21 protein-coding genes and 1 riboswitch are annotated in these 15,146 nt (G+C 57.6%); of the genes, 10 read left to right on the forward strand and 11 right to left on the reverse strand.

Annotated features, from left to right (window positions below; translation table 11 throughout):
- Position 1: 1 nt before the first annotated feature.
- Positions 2 to 1,546 carry a TerC family protein gene (locus ACJ8IP_RS05675; RefSeq protein WP_033643383.1) on the reverse strand — a complete coding sequence of 515 codons (1,545 nt, stop codon included), beginning with the start codon at positions 1,544 to 1,546 and terminating at the stop codon, positions 2 to 4.
- Between the two features lie 562 nt (positions 1,547 to 2,108).
- Here ACJ8IP_RS05675 and manX point away from each other — a divergent pair.
- The 5 genes from manX (at position 2,109) to mntP (ending at position 6,278) form a co-directional block, all read left to right on the forward strand.
- Positions 2,109 to 3,068: a PTS mannose transporter subunit IIAB gene (gene manX, locus ACJ8IP_RS05680; RefSeq protein WP_042784756.1), complete on the forward strand. Its 960-nt coding sequence runs from the start codon at positions 2,109 to 2,111 to the stop codon at positions 3,066 to 3,068.
- 56 nt (positions 3,069 to 3,124) lie between these two features.
- Positions 3,125 to 3,925 (forward strand): PTS mannose/fructose/sorbose transporter subunit IIC, encoded by an 801-nt coding sequence (locus ACJ8IP_RS05685; RefSeq protein ID WP_033634888.1) that lies wholly within the window; start codon positions 3,125 to 3,127, stop codon positions 3,923 to 3,925.
- 15 nt (positions 3,926 to 3,940) lie between these two features.
- Positions 3,941 to 4,783 carry a PTS mannose transporter subunit IID gene (locus ACJ8IP_RS05690; RefSeq protein WP_033634889.1) on the forward strand — a complete coding sequence of 281 codons (843 nt, stop codon included), beginning with the start codon at positions 3,941 to 3,943 and terminating at the stop codon, positions 4,781 to 4,783.
- 54 nt (positions 4,784 to 4,837) lie between these two features.
- Positions 4,838 to 5,296, forward strand: a complete 459-nt coding sequence (locus ACJ8IP_RS05695) for a DUF986 family protein (protein WP_147838043.1) — start codon at positions 4,838 to 4,840, stop codon at positions 5,294 to 5,296.
- A gap of 218 nt (positions 5,297 to 5,514) precedes the next feature.
- Positions 5,515 to 5,697: riboswitch (yybP-ykoY riboswitch) on the forward strand.
- An 11-nt stretch (positions 5,698 to 5,708) separates the two neighbouring features.
- Positions 5,709 to 6,278: a manganese efflux pump MntP gene (gene mntP / locus ACJ8IP_RS05700; RefSeq protein WP_025159822.1), complete on the forward strand. Its 570-nt coding sequence runs from the start codon at positions 5,709 to 5,711 to the stop codon at positions 6,276 to 6,278.
- A gap of 62 nt (positions 6,279 to 6,340) precedes the next feature.
- Here the strand turns inward: mntP and rlmA are convergent, their stop codons facing one another.
- Complete coding sequence (gene rlmA, locus ACJ8IP_RS05705) at positions 6,341 to 7,159, reverse strand: 23S rRNA (guanine(745)-N(1))-methyltransferase (RefSeq protein ID WP_047574851.1); 819 nt, start codon at positions 7,157 to 7,159, stop codon at positions 6,341 to 6,343.
- Between the two features lie 161 nt (positions 7,160 to 7,320).
- Here rlmA and pgeF point away from each other — a divergent pair, with 161 nt between their 5' ends.
- Positions 7,321 to 8,037 (forward strand): peptidoglycan editing factor PgeF, encoded by a 717-nt coding sequence (pgeF, locus tag ACJ8IP_RS05710; RefSeq protein ID WP_033650929.1) that lies wholly within the window; start codon positions 7,321 to 7,323, stop codon positions 8,035 to 8,037.
- Positions 8,038 to 8,089: 52 nt separating this feature from the next.
- Here the strand turns inward: pgeF and cspE are convergent, their stop codons facing one another.
- The 3 genes from cspE to ACJ8IP_RS05725 all read right to left on the reverse strand — a co-directional run bounded on the left by cspE (position 8,090) and on the right by ACJ8IP_RS05725 (position 10,174).
- The gene (cspE, locus tag ACJ8IP_RS05715) at positions 8,090 to 8,299 is read right to left on the reverse strand and encodes a transcription antiterminator/RNA stability regulator CspE (protein ID WP_002221949.1); all 210 of its coding nucleotides are present in this window, start codon (positions 8,297 to 8,299) and stop codon (positions 8,090 to 8,092) included.
- Between the two features lie 41 nt (positions 8,300 to 8,340).
- Positions 8,341 to 8,457, reverse strand: a complete 117-nt coding sequence (locus tag ACJ8IP_RS05720; protein WP_002211058.1) for a DUF2627 domain-containing protein — start codon at positions 8,455 to 8,457, stop codon at positions 8,341 to 8,343.
- A 715-nt stretch (positions 8,458 to 9,172) separates the two neighbouring features.
- Positions 9,173 to 10,174, reverse strand: coding sequence for an MBL fold metallo-hydrolase (locus ACJ8IP_RS05725; RefSeq protein ID WP_089191910.1), 1,002 nt, complete (start codon positions 10,172 to 10,174; stop codon positions 9,173 to 9,175).
- A 221-nt stretch (positions 10,175 to 10,395) separates the two neighbouring features.
- On the opposite strand from ACJ8IP_RS05725, the gene ACJ8IP_RS05730 reads away from it, so the two are divergent.
- Positions 10,396 to 10,686, forward strand: a complete 291-nt coding sequence (locus ACJ8IP_RS05730) for a hypothetical protein (protein WP_033643389.1) — start codon at positions 10,396 to 10,398, stop codon at positions 10,684 to 10,686.
- Between the two features lie 40 nt (positions 10,687 to 10,726).
- On the opposite strand, the gene ACJ8IP_RS05735 is transcribed toward ACJ8IP_RS05730, so the two are convergent.
- The 3 genes from ACJ8IP_RS05735 to ACJ8IP_RS05745 all read right to left on the reverse strand — a co-directional run bounded on the left by ACJ8IP_RS05735 (position 10,727) and on the right by ACJ8IP_RS05745 (position 12,878).
- Entirely contained in the window at positions 10,727 to 12,088 is a 1,362-nt protein-coding gene (locus ACJ8IP_RS05735; protein ID WP_033643390.1) for an amino acid permease, read from the reverse strand.
- Positions 12,089 to 12,263: 175 nt separating this feature from the next.
- On the reverse strand, positions 12,264 to 12,500 hold the full coding sequence (locus ACJ8IP_RS05740; protein WP_025303167.1) for a DUF4060 family protein: 237 nt from the start codon (positions 12,498 to 12,500) through the stop codon (positions 12,264 to 12,266).
- Between the two features lie 75 nt (positions 12,501 to 12,575).
- Positions 12,576 to 12,878, reverse strand: coding sequence for a phage protein NinX family protein (locus tag ACJ8IP_RS05745; RefSeq protein ID WP_033643391.1), 303 nt, complete (start codon positions 12,876 to 12,878; stop codon positions 12,576 to 12,578).
- A gap of 169 nt (positions 12,879 to 13,047) precedes the next feature.
- On the opposite strand from ACJ8IP_RS05745, the gene fos reads away from it, so the two are divergent.
- Positions 13,048 to 13,455, forward strand: coding sequence for a fosfomycin resistance glutathione transferase (fos, locus tag ACJ8IP_RS05750; RefSeq protein WP_089191911.1), 408 nt, complete (start codon positions 13,048 to 13,050; stop codon positions 13,453 to 13,455).
- Between the two features lie 38 nt (positions 13,456 to 13,493).
- Here fos and ACJ8IP_RS05755 read toward each other — a convergent pair whose 3' ends face one another.
- The gene (locus tag ACJ8IP_RS05755) at positions 13,494 to 13,769 is read right to left on the reverse strand and encodes a YebO family protein (RefSeq protein ID WP_033643394.1); all 276 of its coding nucleotides are present in this window, start codon (positions 13,767 to 13,769) and stop codon (positions 13,494 to 13,496) included.
- An 81-nt stretch (positions 13,770 to 13,850) separates the two neighbouring features.
- A complete protein-coding gene (locus ACJ8IP_RS05760) occupies positions 13,851 to 14,009 on the reverse strand; it encodes a PhoP/PhoQ regulator MgrB (protein ID WP_004927688.1) in 159 nt (52 codons plus the stop codon).
- Between the two features lie 161 nt (positions 14,010 to 14,170).
- Between ACJ8IP_RS05760 and ACJ8IP_RS05765 the strand changes: the two genes are divergently transcribed.
- Entirely contained in the window at positions 14,171 to 14,404 is a 234-nt protein-coding gene (locus ACJ8IP_RS05765; protein ID WP_033643398.1) for a YobH family protein, read from the forward strand.
- A gap of 40 nt (positions 14,405 to 14,444) precedes the next feature.
- Here ACJ8IP_RS05765 and ACJ8IP_RS05770 read toward each other — a convergent pair whose 3' ends face one another.
- The gene (locus tag ACJ8IP_RS05770) at positions 14,445 to 14,684 is read right to left on the reverse strand and encodes a DUF2766 family protein (RefSeq protein WP_033643399.1); all 240 of its coding nucleotides are present in this window, start codon (positions 14,682 to 14,684) and stop codon (positions 14,445 to 14,447) included.
- Positions 14,685 to 14,872: 188 nt separating this feature from the next.
- Between ACJ8IP_RS05770 and ACJ8IP_RS05775 the strand changes: the two genes are divergently transcribed.
- Entirely contained in the window at positions 14,873 to 15,085 is a 213-nt protein-coding gene (locus ACJ8IP_RS05775) for a YccJ family protein (protein ID WP_004927694.1), read from the forward strand.
- The last annotated feature ends 61 nt before the right edge of the window (positions 15,086 to 15,146 follow it).

Raw genomic sequence — 15,146 nt, forward strand, 5'->3', positions numbered from 1 at the left:
GTTACGACTGCGTCGGCTCGTCAAAGACGACGCGGGTGACACGCACCAGTTCGATGCGGTATTCGGAGACGTCGACGATATCGAAACGCAGGTGGTTCAGCTCGATAGTATCCCCCACCACCGGCATCTGGCCGTAGTGGGCCAACAGCAGCCCCGCCAGGGTGGCGTAGTCCGCGGTTGGGCTCACCAGGTCATCGCAGGCCAGCGCCTGTTCCAGCGAGTGCAGGTCGGTCCCGCCCTTCACCAGCCAGCCGTCGCCTTCCGCCACAATGTCCGGGGTTTCATCTTCGTCCGGGAATTCACCGGCAATCGCTTCCAGCACGTCCAGCGGCGTCACCAGCCCTTGCACGACGCCGAACTCGTTGGTGACCACCACCAGACGCCCTTTGGCGCGACGCAGCACCGCCAACAGCTTGATGACGTCCATGGTTTCCGGCACCACGATCGGCGGCGTGCGGGCGGCGAACTCGGCGATATCTTCACCCTGCTCCAGCGCCACCAGCAGATCCTTGGCGCGCACCACGCCGACAATCTCATCCACCGAATCGCGGCACACCGGGAACAGACTGTGCGGCGTGTCCAGCAGCTGTTCGCGCACCTCTTCACGAGAGCGCTCGCAATCGACCCAGGAAATCTCGGTGCGTGGCGTCATCACGCTGCGCAATGAGCGCGAGGCCAGCGTCAGCACGCCGCTGATCATATAACGCTCTTCCTCCGCAAAGGTTTCATCCCGCGGCAAGGCGACCGCATCGTCCGTCTGCTGCGCACGTTGCTGCCCCATCAGGCGCATGATCGCTTCCGCGGTGCGCTCGCGCATCGGGCGACGCGCCTGATGCTTGATGAAGTTGCGACGCGCGATCTGGTTGAACAATTCAATCAGGATCGAGAAGCCGATCGCGGCGTACAGATAACCTTTAGGAATATGCAAGCCGAAGCCTTCGGCGATCAGGCTCAGACCGATCATCAACAGGAAGCTCAGGCACAGCACCACAATGGTCGGGTGCGCGTTAACGAAGTTAGTCAACGGTTTGGACGCCAACAGCATCACCGCCATCGCGATCACCACCGCCGCCATCATCACCGGCAGATCGTTCACCATGCCCACGGCGGTAATCACCGCATCGAGCGAGAACACCGCGTCGAGGATGACGATCTGCACCACCACCGCCCAGAACTTGGCGTAACCGCGGTTGGCGCCGTCCTGGTGCGTCTGCCCTTCCAGCCGTTCATGCAGCTCCATGGTGGCCTTGAACAGCAGGAACACCCCGCCGAACAGCAGGATAAGATCGCGGCCCGAGAAGCTGAAATCGCCGACGCTGAACAGCGGCGTGGTCAGCGTCACCATCCAGGAGATCACCGACAACAGGCCCAAACGCATCAGCAGTGCCAGCGACAGGCCGATGATGCGCGCTTTATCACGCTGCTTCGGCGGCAGCTTGTCGGCCAAAATGGCAATGAACACCAGGTTGTCGATGCCCAGCACGATTTCCAGCACCACCAGCGTAAGCAACCCCGCCCAAATAGAGGGGTCCATTAAAAATTCCATATCAGACTCCAGAGAAAAGTGGGAATGAGCGCAGGAGGCTCAGACGTGACGATGCCGCCGCTGCATGGGCGCAGTCGACAATAGCAAGGTGACGGGATGGGATTACCGGGTGGTGGCCGAGCGGCCGAACAGCATATGTAACGCCAGCAGGTGGCGGGTGAAACCTGGAAAAACAGTAACTTCGGTGACAGTCCATAGGGAGGGCTGAGGCCCTTCACTCCTTAGTGATGAAAGAGGAAATTACTGTATCAGGATTTTTCTGGCGGACAAAGCGGCTTTTTCAACGGCGGTTTAAGGTTGCGCCCTGTCATCTCGCCCACGACCGCTAAGATTTATCCGAGCATTCAATAGCGGAGCAGCGTCACAAAAAATATTTTTTCACTCACTAAAATAAATGACGCGTTCGTGAAGTATCGCGCACAGGCATTTGAAACTGCGTGAGAAATGTTAGGCGTGCGTTTCTTTTTTTCTACCATAATGTATCTGAACCGCGGAAGTGACTGCCAAGACGGCACGGAAGAACGATATACACCGTGCCTGGAGTTCAACGAGGAGGTAGCGAGTGGCAATAGCTATTATCATCGGCACACACGGGGCTGCAGCGGAACAACTGCTGAAAACGGCGGAGATGCTATTGGGCGAGCAGGACAACGTCGCCTTTATAGACTTCGTTCCCGGTGAGAATGCCGAAACGTTAATCGTCAAGTACAACGAAAAAATCAGTGGATTGGATACCAGCGGCGGCGTGCTGTTCCTGGTGGATACCTGGGGCGGTAGCCCGTTCAACGCCGCCAGCCGCATTGCGGTCGATAAAGACAACTATGAGGTCGTCACCGGGGTCAACATTCCGATGCTGGTGGAAACCTTCATGGCGCGGGACGATAACCCCGCTTTCGATGAACTGGTGGCGCTGGCATTGGAAACCGGCCGTGAAGGCGTGAAAGCGCTGAAAAAACCGCAAGAAGAACCCGCAAAACCCGCAGCACCCGCCCCGAAAGCCGCTGCTCCTCAGGCGCCGTTGGGGCCGAACGATCACATGAAAATCGGCCTGGCGCGTATCGACGATCGCTTAATCCACGGCCAGGTCGCCACCCGCTGGACCAAAGAGACCAACGTCAGCCGCATCATCGTCGTCAGCGATGAGGTCGCCGCCGACCATGTGCGCAAGACCTTGTTGACCCAGGTTGCCCCGCCGGGCGTCACCGCTCACGTGGTGGACGTGGCGAAGGCCATCCGCGTCTGGAACAACCCGAAATACGCCAACGATCGCGTGATGCTGTTATTTACCAACCCGACCGACGTTTGGCGTCTGGTGGAAGGCGGCGTGGAGATTACATCCGTCAATATCGGCGGCATGGCGTTCCGTCAGGGGAAAACCCAGGTGAATAACGCCGTTTCCGTCGATGAAAAAGATATCGAAGCGTTTAAGAAGCTGAACGACCGCGGTATCGAGCTGGAGGTGCGTAAGGTCTCGTCCGACAGCCGGCTAAAAATGATGGACCTGATTAACAAACTCAATTAGTGGCGCCAGCCGCTGATTATTTTACTCAGAGCTTTTTTGGTCATAGGAGAAGTGCAATGGAGATCACCACTCTTCAGATTGTGCTGATATTTATCGTTGCCTGTATCGCCGGGATGGGTTCCGTCCTCGACGAGTTCCAGTTCCACCGCCCGCTGGTCGCCTGTACCCTGATCGGCTTCATCCTCGGCGACATGAAAACCGGCATCATCATCGGCGGTACGCTGGAAATGATCGCCCTCGGCTGGATGAACATCGGTGCGGCGGTCGCGCCGGATGCCGCCCTGGCGTCCATCATCTCGACCATTCTGGTCATTGCCGGTGGGCAGAGCGTCGGCGCCGGTATCGCGCTGGCCATTCCGCTGGCGGCGGCCGGCCAGGTGCTGACCATCATCGTGCGCACCCTCACCGTGGCCTTCCAGCACGCGGCGGACAGCGCGGCGGAGCGCGGCAGCCTGCGCGCCATCACCTGGATCCACATTGGCGCCCTGCTGCTGCAGGCGATGCGTATCGCCATCCCTGCGGTCATCGTCGCCATCTCGGTCGGCACCGCCGGGGTACACGCCCTGCTCAACTCGATCCCGGAAGTGGTCACCAGCGGCCTGAACATCGCCGGCGGCATGATCGTCGTGGTCGGTTACGCAATGGTGATTAACATGATGCGCGCCGGCTACCTGATGCCGTTCTTCTATCTCGGTTTCGTTACCGCCGCCTTCACCAACTTCAACCTGGTGGCGCTCGGCGTCATCGGCGTGGTGATGGCCGTGCTGTATATCCAGCTCAGCCCGAAATACAACAAATCTCAGGTTGTCCAGGCCGGCCCGGCTAACGCGAACGATCTCGATAACGAACTCGACTAGGAATAGGTGAGAGAAATGGTTGATACAACTGCTCAAAAGAAACTCACGCCGGCCGACATTCGCGGCGTATTCCTGCGCTCTAACCTGTTCCAGGGGTCATGGAACTTCGAACGCATGCAGGCGCTGGGTTTTTGCTTCTCGATGGTGCCGGTGATCCGTCGCCTGTATCCGGAAAACAATGACGATCGCAAACAGGCGATCAAACGCCACCTCGAGTTCTTCAACACGCACCCTTACGTGGCGGCGCCGGTGCTCGGCGTGACCATGGCGATGGAAGAGCAACGCGCCAACGGCGCGCCGATCGACGACGGCGCGATCAACGGCATCAAGGTCGGTTTGATGGGGCCGTTGGCAGGCGTCGGTGACCCGATCTTCTGGGGCACCGTGCGGCCGGTGTTCGCCGCGCTCGGCGCCGGCATCGCCATGAGCGGCAGCCTGCTCGGACCGATCCTGTTCTTCGTGCTGTTCAACCTGGTGCGCCTGCTGACCCGCTACTACGGCGTGGCCTACGGTTACCGTAAAGGGGTGGATATCGTCAACGACATGGGCGGCGGTTTCCTGCAAAAACTGACAGAAGGAGCGTCCATTCTTGGCCTGTTTGTGATGGGGGCGCTGGTCAACAAGTGGACGCACGTGAATATCCCGCTGGTGGTGTCCAAGATAACCGACCAGACCGGGCATACCAACGTCACCACGGTGCAGACTATCCTCGACCAGCTGATGCCGGGCCTGGTGCCGTTGCTGCTGACCTTCGCCTGCATGTGGCTGCTGCGCAAGAAAGTCAACGCGCTGTGGATCATCATCGGCTTCTTCGTCATCGGTATCTTTGGCTATTGGATTGGCCTGCTGGGCCTGTAATCGTTCGAAACGGCCGGGGGGCAACCCCCGGCTTTTTTATGTGTGGAGCAAGAGATGTCACTGACCGACGCCGTACTGATGCTGTTCATCGCCCTGCTGTTGCTGTATTCGCTGTATGACGAATTCGGCATGGATCTGCTGAAAGGCAAAACGCGGCTCAAAGTGCCGCTCAAACGCCGCAACCGGCTCGACAGCCTGATTTTCGTCGGCCTGATCGCCATTCTGATTTACCGCAACGTCACCACCAACGGCGCGGCATTAACCACTTACCTGCTTATTTCTTTGGCGCTGCTCGCCATCTATATCGCTTATATTCGCTCGCCCAAGATGGTGTTTAAAGCGCAAGGTTTTTTCTTCGCCAATGTGTTTGTCGAATATAACCGCATTAAAGCCATGAATTTATCGGAGGATGGCATTCTGGCCATCGACCTGGAACAGCGCCGGCTGTTGGTTCAGGTAACTCATCTGGACGACCTGGAGAAGATTTATCACTTTTTCGTTGATAATCAATAAATAAAAATAAATCCATTCCGTTATCGCTCAAACCCCGCGCTGCTTGTGGACAATTAATCGGCAGCGCCATTTCCTTTCTGACTATTATTTCCGCAACATTGTTACCCCCGGCTACATTATATTCCCGCATGAACTCAGATTAATGAAAACGAGTCTCAATTAAGAGCCAATATTGCCAAAGAATAAGGTTGTCGATGGCTGAAATAATATGGTATGGTTGCGCCGTCATTGGGGAGTAGCCGGTTTCTGGAGAATAAAAACCAGAAACGCCCGTATCAACATACTCGTTTCGCCGTATGAAACGTGGTGCGGGCAGCCAGGTAAGGTTGGCGAGACCATAGACACGTAACTCCGTCGTTTGGTTGGGGGTGGGTTACGTGTATATGGAGCCACCCGGCCGAGGCTATTTCACATGAACCTTTCAGCAACGCTTATTCTCGCTTTCGGCATGTCCATGGATGCTTTCGCCGCTTCAATCGGCAAAGGCGCCAGCCTGCATCAACCCCGTTTTCGCGAAGCGATCCGCACCGGCCTGATCTTCGGCGTGGTGGAAGCGATCACCCCGCTCATCGGTTGGGCCATCGGCCTGTTCGCCAGCCAATACATCATGGAATGGGACCACTGGGTCGCCTTCTCGCTGCTGTTCATTCTCGGCATGCGCATGATCGTCGAAGGGGTGCGCAACAGGCCCGACGAAGAAGAGAAGGTCAAACGCCATGGTTTCTGGTTATTGGTCGCCACCGCCATCGCCACCAGCCTCGACGCCATGGCGATCGGCGTCGGCCTGGCCTTCCTGCAGGTGAATATCGTGCACACCGCGATGGCCATCGGCTGCGCCACCATGATCATGGCGACGCTGGGCATGATGATCGGCCGCTTTATCGGCCCGCTGCTCGGCAAACGCGCCGAGATCCTCGGCGGCGTGGTGCTGATAGGTATCGGCGTCAACATCCTGCTGGAACACCTCGGCTACCTGGCCTGAGGCGACCGAACTGCAAAAAAACCTGCCGCGGCAGGTTTTTTTGTTTCTGGACGCCGCGCCTTTTAAGCGCGACGTCGGTACAGCGCCAGGACGAAATCCGTCTCGCACACAAACTCCCCGCCCTCGGCCAACCGCTGTTGCACTTCCGGCGTGGCGCGCCAGGCGAACGGCGTCATCTGCAGCAGGTTGGCGGCCTGCGCGCCCGGCAAGGTCATCGTATAGGCCAGCGCCTCTTTGCGCTCGCAGTCGAACCCATCGAACTGTTCGTCCTGTTCGGCATGCAGCTGCACCTGCGGGTACACCCGCTCTTTCAGCTGGTACAGATGACGCGGGCCCGGCGAAACCGTCACTACCACGCCGCCCGGCTTCACCACCCGCGCCAGCTCCTGCGCCTTGCAAGGGGCGTAGATGCGCAAGACCGCATCCAGCGCCCCGTCGGCGAACGGCAAGCGGTGGCTGGAGGCGACGCAGAACGAGACCGCCGGATAACGTTTGGCGGCATAGCGGATCGCCACCTTCGCGACGTCCAACCCGTAGACCGCCATATTGCGCCCCTGGGCCAGCCGTGAGGCCACGGCGGCGGTGTAATACCCTTCCCCACAGCCTATGTCCAATAACGCGCCAGCATCGGCCGCCAGCGCCACATCCAGCCACTCGGCCACCTGCGCTTGCAGCGGCTGATAATATCCACCGTCGAGAAACGCGCGCCGCGCCTGCATCATTTCCGCGCTGTCTCCCGGCTGCTTCGATCGCTTGTGCTGTACCGGCAGCAGATTGACGTAGCCCTCTTTGGCCTGATCGAACTGATGATTGCCGTCGCAACGCCATTGTTGAGATGAAAAATGCAGCGGCTGATGACACAGGGGACATTGATAAGACATGAATGGGCTTCCAGAGAGACAGGGCGCGGCTAGTCTAAAGAAGGCGCCGGTTTGATGCAAGGCGCATCCCCGCTCGCTTTCATCGCCAACAACACCTGGCCAAGCGGGGAAAAAGCTGGCTACACTGAGAGTCTGTTTTCTCACGCAGGTGAAAATAATTTATGAGCGATCGTTCCGCGCTGCTCGATGCGGTGCCCCACATTCAGCACGGCTTCGGCAGCAAACTTGCGCTGCTGCCGGGGCATCTGCTGCCCTACAGCGCCACATTGCCGGAAAAGAAGCAGGTGCATGGCACCCGCATCGTCGATGTGCTGCAACCGGCGCAGGCGTGCGGTGAGGCCGATGGCTTCTACACGCGCCAGCCCGGCATTCTGCTCAGCGTGCTGACGGCGGATTGCCTGCCGGTACTGTTCAGCCGTCGTGACGGCGGCGCCATCGCGGCGGTGCACGCCGGCTGGCGCGGGTTGCTGGACGGTATTCTGGAACAGATGGCGGCCCGCATTCGCCAGGACGGCGACACCGCCGATTGGGTGGCCTCCATCGGCCCCGCCGCCGGCCCGTGCTGTTACGAAGTTGACGAAGCGCTGGTGGAAAACTTTAAACAGCGTCTGCCGCTGCCCGCTACGCTGATCAGCCCGCACTATCGACATCTGGATCTGGCCGCGATCGCCGAATACAAGCTGACGACGCTCGGCTTCGCCGCCGTTGACCGCTCAGGCAGTTGCACTATCTGCACGCCGGACGTCGATCCGCAGCGGCCGCAGCGCTTCAAATACACCAGCTATCGCCGCAACAGCCATCGGCGCGCGCAGGATCCGACGCATCCGGGCATTAAAGGCCGCAACCAGTACGCCGGCATCGTCATCGTCGCCGAATGACGGAAACGAAAAAGCCCGCGCGAAGGCGGGCTTTTTGTACAGCTGACGCTGATTAGATAGCAGTAACGTTTACTGCAGATGGGCCTTTCTGGCCATCTTGGATTTCGAACTCAACGTTCTGGCCTTCAGCCAGGGTTTTGAAGCCGTTACCCTGGATTGCAGAGAAGTGTACGAACACGTCTTTGCTGCCGTCAGCCGGGGTGATGAAACCGAAACCTTTAGACTCGTTGAACCACTTAACTTGACCTTTGATCTTTGCCATCTTGAGTATTTCCTTTGGATTGTTTAAACCGCCCGTAGGCGTTACATAGACAAACTAGAGTCGTTACTGCTTGAGGCACTAAGATAAGGATCGGCAGAGAAGCGGTATTCAACGCTAACGTCTTTACTCAGAACTTCTTTACTGAAAATGCCACACATATACAGAACTGTACCTCGTTTTACCCAGATGCGTTATCACATACTCTGTATGCGATGGCAAGCCATTTTTAATCACTGAACGACATGTCGCACATATTTGAAACGGTCGAGAGCCACATTTGCTTAAATAGGCCAAAAGATGTTGAAGCATCGGCTATTTTCTGCTTGCCAAAATCACTGCGCCAGACCCCGCATTCTGCTGGCGTTTTAACAAAACTTTCATCGTATTGACGCCTATCTGTCTCGTCATTTCCGCTTTTTTGCCGCTTATAGCGTTAAAAAATTTGAATCTTTATGGAATTTGATATGCAACATTTGAATATCGATGAACGGGGGCCAATTTATTCATCGCTCCTCCGACCATTTACCGCCGGAAAGCCCATTCATCATCGGCTTTCAGCCCTGCAGCCAAACGGCGCGGGCGAGCACGGCGCACGGGCCAGTGGTGACGCATCCGCCCTGCACAACGGATGCATAAACATGCAAAGCGCCGACACCTCTCCCGCTTGCCGGTGGGTTCATCATAAATAATCCGAATATCATTAACCTCAATAGCCGGAATAGTCTTATCAATAACGAAAGTTCAACGTTGAATTAAATCCTGAAAACAAGGGGGTTATTTGAATCACCACCCGCGCTTATCAATTCGGCTAATTACAGCCGCGCTTTCAAACCGTTGGTTTTATTCATCCCGCAGCGCCGCCGGGTGATGAGGTCACGCAGACGGTGAGTCCTGCAACGCGATACGCTCGCCAATCTTCAGCGGATGGAATTGATGCTGCTCCAGCCCCGCGTCACTCAACGCCAGGTTCAACTGCTGCGGCGGCTCGTCCAGCGATTCATCCGCCAATTCGAACACCCCCCAATGAATGGGAATGGCGCGCGGCTGATTCAGTTGACGGTACAGCGTCACCGACTGCTGCGGATCCATATGCTGTTCCTGCATAAACCAGCGCGGCGCATAGGCGCCGATGGGCAGCGCCGCCACGTCGAACGGCCCCAGCCGTTGACCGATCTCCGCCAACCGTTCCGAATAGCCGCTGTCGCCGGAAAAATAAAACCGCAGCGCCGGATGGTGGATCACCCAGCCGCACCACAGCGAGCGATTGCGATCCCACAGCGTGCGCATGCTCCAGTGCCGCGCCGGCGTGGCGTAGACCGTCAGCTCGCCCAACGGCAGACTCTGCCACCAGTCCAGCTCATGCACCTTCAGCCGATAACGGCGGAACCAGCGCTTCAAGCCGAGCGGCACGATGAACTCGGCCTGAGGGAAACGCCGCGCCAATTGCCGCACCGTGCGCCTGTCAAGGTGGTCATAATGGTTATGGGAGATCAGCACCGCATCCACCGCCGGCAGTTGCTCCACCGTCAGCGGCGGCGGCGTTCTGCGCTTCGGGCCGTAAAAGCTCAGCGGCGATGCGCGTTGGGACAACACCGGATCGATCAGGATATAGCGCCCGCTCAACCGCAGCAGCATCGAGGCATGCCCCAACCACCAGACGCTGTCGCCACTGCCGCTGAGATCGGCCGGCTGCCACCAGCGTTCGGTAAATTGCGCGTAGCCCTGCTGCGGCGGCTTGGGCAACCCCTGGCGCTTGCGCTCATCTTGCCAACGTTGAAGATCCCCCTCCTGACGCCGCGAAGGTTCCGGGTTGCGAAATCCCTCCGGCGTGTGATGCGCCTTGGCCGCGTCGTAATAACGGTTGATTCTTTTCATCCAGCGTCTTCTCCCGACCCTCAGCGCCCTGCACGGGCATGACTTTCAGTGTAACAAACCCGATGAAGCTCGCACTTCGTCAGCCGTGCGCTGCATTGAGGGAGCTTTTGCCGTATGCTGTTGTCTCACTTCGGTGAGACAGCCAGGGCCGCCAAGAGCCCGTTAAGACTCTCTTAAGAACTTTGTGATTGACTTGTAGGGCATACAGAAAAGGAGAAGTTATGAGTCGTTCGACATCCCGCAAATCAGGCGCAGGCCTGGGGCGCCGTATTCGCAGCGCGCTGCTGGCGCAGAAGCAATACTGGAAAATGTATTTCGCCATGAAGCTGCGCCGCGTGCGCGTGCCTGCACCGCTGGTGCTGCTTGGCGGTTCGCTGCTCGGGTTCTTCATGCTGACCCTGCTGATGCTCAGCGTGGTGACCATCGACGTCATCAGCACCCTGCTGCTGCTGTGCCGGAAACTGCTGGGACGGGGTGACGGTGAGGGGCGCGCCTTTATGCCGCGCAGCTGACGAGAAGAGCGCGGAGGCGCAATACGCCTCCGCGCGCAGATTAACGCTTGGCGCCTTTGCGGCGCGTCAGCATGAACCCGCCCCACAGCACTGCAACCCACACCGGCATCAACAGCACCGAAATGCGGATCCCTTCGCTGAAATACATAATCACTAAAATCAGGCCGAGGAACGCCAGGCACAGATAGTTGCCGAACGGATACCACAGCGCCTTAAAGCTCGGAATGACGCCCTGACGGTTCTTCGCCGCACGGAATTTCAGGTGCGCCAGGCAGATCATCACCCAGTTGATCACCAGGGTAGACACCACCAGCGCCATCAACAGCTCAAACGCCTTGCCGGGCATCAGATAGTTGATCAACACGCCGATCGAGGTAATCAGCGCCGACAGTGCGATGGACAGCACCGGCACGCCGCGTTTGTTGACGCGCGTCAGCGCTTTCGGCGCATTGCCCTGGCTGGCCAGCCCGAACAACATGCGGCTGTTGGCGTAAACGCCGCTGTTGTAGACCGACAATGCGGCGGTCAGCACCACCACGTTGAGCACCGTCGCCACCAGATTGCTGTTCAGCGCATGGAAGATCAGCACGAACGGGCTGCCGCCCTCCACCACTTGCCCCCACGGATAAAGCGAGAGCAGTACGGTCAGCGAACCGATATAGAAAATCAGAATGCGGTACACCACCTGATTGGTCGCTTTAGGAATGCTGCGACGCGGATCGGCGGCTTCCGCCGCGGTGATGCCCACCATCTCCAGCCCGCCGAACGAGAACATGATCACCGCCATCGCCATCACCAGCCCCGAGAAGCCGTGCGGCATAAAACCACCCTGCTGCCACAGGTTGGTGATGCTGGCCTGTGGCCCGCCGTTGCCGCTGGCCAACAGCCAGGCGCCAAACACGATCATGCCGACAATCGCCACCACCTTGATGATGGCGAACCAAAACTCGGTTTCGCCGTACAGGCGCACGTTCACCAGGTTGATCAGATTGATCAACACAAAGAACAGCGCGGCGGACGCCCAGGTGGGGATCTCTGGCCACCAGTACTGAATGTAGATGCCGACGGCGGTCAATTCCGCCATGCCGACCAGAATGAACATCGCCCAGTAGTTCCAGCCGGAAAGGAAACCGGCGAAATCACCCCAATATTTATAGGCAAAGTGACTGAAAGATCCGGCGACCGGCTCCTCCACCACCATTTCGCCCAGCTGGCGCATGATCAAAAACGCGATAAAACCGCCGATGGCGTAGCCCAACAGCACGGCGGGGCCGGCCATTTTAATGGTTTGCGCAATGCCGAGAAATAAACCGGTGCCGATGGCGCCCCCGAGGGCAATAAGCTGTATGTGTCTGTTTTTTAATCCGCGTTTTAGCGGGGTATCCTGATGCTGACCGCCCATCTTATCCTCATATGGCGTACCTCCTTGCCGTTATCGGCCAAGATTTCACCAATCAATAAATGTATCTGCGGGCGGCTTTTTAACACTTAACCCCGTGAGCATCAAGGAGTAGCGCCCCGAGACGGCAGACCGGAGCGCGATTTTTTAACCGAGGGAGAGCGGGTAACGTCGGCGTTCAGCCAGGCATACCGCACAGTTTGGTCAGGTTGCGCGCGCCGATCATCAGCGTGGCGACATAAGATTGGCGACGCGTAACCACTTCCACCGCCACGCGATCGTTTTGATATTTTATCAGATAGGTCGAGGGCCAGCCCTGACGGCGCTGGCCGAAGCTTTCGGCATGACGATCGATCGCCGCATGGGCAATCACCAGATGAGACAAGTTTTTATCACCTTTGATAATGCGCTTCATAAACAGCCTCCGCCAACGACAGCTCTGTTATTAGAAAAAGGAGAAACTCTTACCAATCACCGGTATTTTTGCGAATCAGTTAGCCTGTCGGCTCATCAGAAAACAGATCATCGCCGCGCGCAGCGGGCTGGCGCTGTCGGCCTGCCATTCACCGCCCTGGGTGCTCATGCGCGCCTGCCACTGTGGGCTGTCGCTGTGGTTGTCGGGGTTCAGACTGATTTTGTTGGCGCAAATGATCGGCCAGGCGTCGGAGGGATTCTTGCAGTAATCTTTACCTTTCACGCCGCCGTAGGGATACCACTTGTCCGGGTTCTCCCCGGTCAGCAGCGCAATGCTGCGGTTCACTTCGGCATCGCTTTCTTCGTACCATTTAATCATCGGCTTTATCCATCTTTTGTAAGGTTCGCGCTACATTACGATGTCTGTAAGACAGTTTTATGACAGCGTCGCCGGTTTTCACATTATCTGCACTAATGTTTCGCCCCCTTTAACTTTTCTCCCCTTCTGCGTACACTTTTCGTCTGTTTAGCGCCCAGGAAACGCACGCATGTTGACCGGCCTCAACCACCTGACGCTCGCCGTCAGCGATCTCGATCGCAGCTTCGATTTTTACCGTCATCTGTTGGGGTTTACCCCTCACGCCCGCTGGCAAGGCGGCGCCTATCTGTCGTTGGGGGCGTTGTGGCTGTGCCTGTCATTGGATGAGGCCCGCACGCAACCACGGGCGCGTGATTACACCCATTACGCCTTCAGCGTCGCGCCGGAACACATTGAACGGGTCAGCGAGCGGCTGCGCCAGAGCGGCGCAGAAGAGTGGAAAAACAATCGCAGCGAGGGCGAGTCGCTCTATTTTCTCGATCCTGATGGGCATCAGTTGGAGATCCATGCCGGCGATCTGGCCAGCCGCCTGGCGGCATGCCGGGAAAAACCGTATCAGGGCATGGTATTTTACTGAAGCGCCCCGGCGGCGCAGCGCCGGCCGGAGCAGGGTGTTCAACGTTCGGGGATAAAACCTTTAAAATCCAGCGCGGGGCTGAGATCGTCGTCATCAGCATCGCCGCCGTCGGCGCGAGCGCTGTGCGCCAAACGCTTCAACAGCGCCGTTTGTTGACGTTGCTGCTCGGCAATTTCCTGCAGCAGGCGAATCTGCTCGTTGGCGCGCACGCTGGCGCGGTTCACCAGGAACCAAACCCAGAGCCCCACCAGCAACGCCACGGCGGCGAGAGCCAACGACAACAGGCCGTTCTGGCCAAAACCTAAATCGTACATGGACAACCCTATCTACTGCGAAATTCAGGCCGCCATCTTAACACTCGCGGCGGCCGGGCGAACATCCCTGCCAAAAATTGCTTACCAGGGTACGAAGCGCGTCACCGAACAGATGCCCAGCGCAAAATTTCCACCATCGTCGCAATAGCTGTCCAGCGCCAACAGGTAGAAAAACAGGCAGGCAGCGACGGCCGTCATTATCACGAGGATTTTTTTTCGCAACAAATTTAGCAGCCTCATTGTTATCAGGATGGTCTATCGCGCATGTTATCACAGCAAAGTTAAACGAAGTTTAACTTGTCGTTTAGATTTCTGGCTATCGCCCGGTTTTCAGACTGTTACCCTTGCCCTCGCGCTGGCGCCGTGGCTAGATGAACCCTCAGGGATAACGAGGAAACGCAATGAGCAGACTGATTAAGTGGGTACTGGTATTGGCGGTCATTTACGGCGGCTTTTTGATCTCGGGCTACGGCGTGCTGATCGGCAGCAACAAGAACGTCGGCGGATTGGGATTGCAGTGCAAATACCTGACGGCGCGCAACGTGGCGATCGCCCAGTACGTCAATGGCGACAACGGTTTCATCGGCGTGACCGACTGCCCGCTGTTCAAGAAAATCGAAACGGTGGTGGATTAACCGCCACCGCCCGACGCCGTCGCTCTGCGGCGGCTCCGCCTCAATCGCGGGTAAACTTCAACTCGATCAGCGCAATCGCCTTGTCAATCGCTCTGCGGGTCACCGGATCGGCGCCGGCGGGATGCGTGGAGAAATCGATGCTTTTGAGCTGGCCCGCCATCTTGTCGCGCACTTCGGTCGGCGCAATCACGTCGATAACGTCCAGAATCTGTTTAATGACCAGTTGGCAAGCGACCAGATCGGAAGCCAATTCCTGCTCGTTGCTCAGCATGTCAGACATAATAACTTTCCCTCTTGATTCAAACGCCGCACAGAATAGCATGCCGCCTGCGCCATTGCCCGCCCTCCCCGCCTTTTTCCCCATTCTGCGCACCGCCGGGCAAAAGCCCGCGGCAGATTAGCCTATACTTGCAGCATGACGGTGATAAAAACATCCGTAACCTAAGCCACAACCAACAGGAGATAGTTATGGCGAATCACAATGTGAAATCCTGGGCAACAGTGCGTGAAACTTCGGTGGAAATTGCCGAAGCTATTTTTGAACTGGCAGGGAACGATGAAGTGTTGGCGCAGAAGATCTGGGAAGAAGGCAGCGATGAAGCGCTGGAAAAGGCTTTTGCCAAAACCACCGCAGACCAGCTTTATTGGGGAGAGGAAACCGTCGAGCGTAAAAACGTTTAAGCCGCCAGGCAACAAAAAGCCCGGGTTTCTGGCCCAGGCTTTCCCGATTAGCGCTCACCCC

This window comes from Serratia sp. CY52157 (assembly GCF_052168495.1).
In the GTDB taxonomy this organism is placed as follows: Bacteria; Pseudomonadota; Gammaproteobacteria; order Enterobacterales; family Enterobacteriaceae; genus Serratia; species Serratia ureilytica.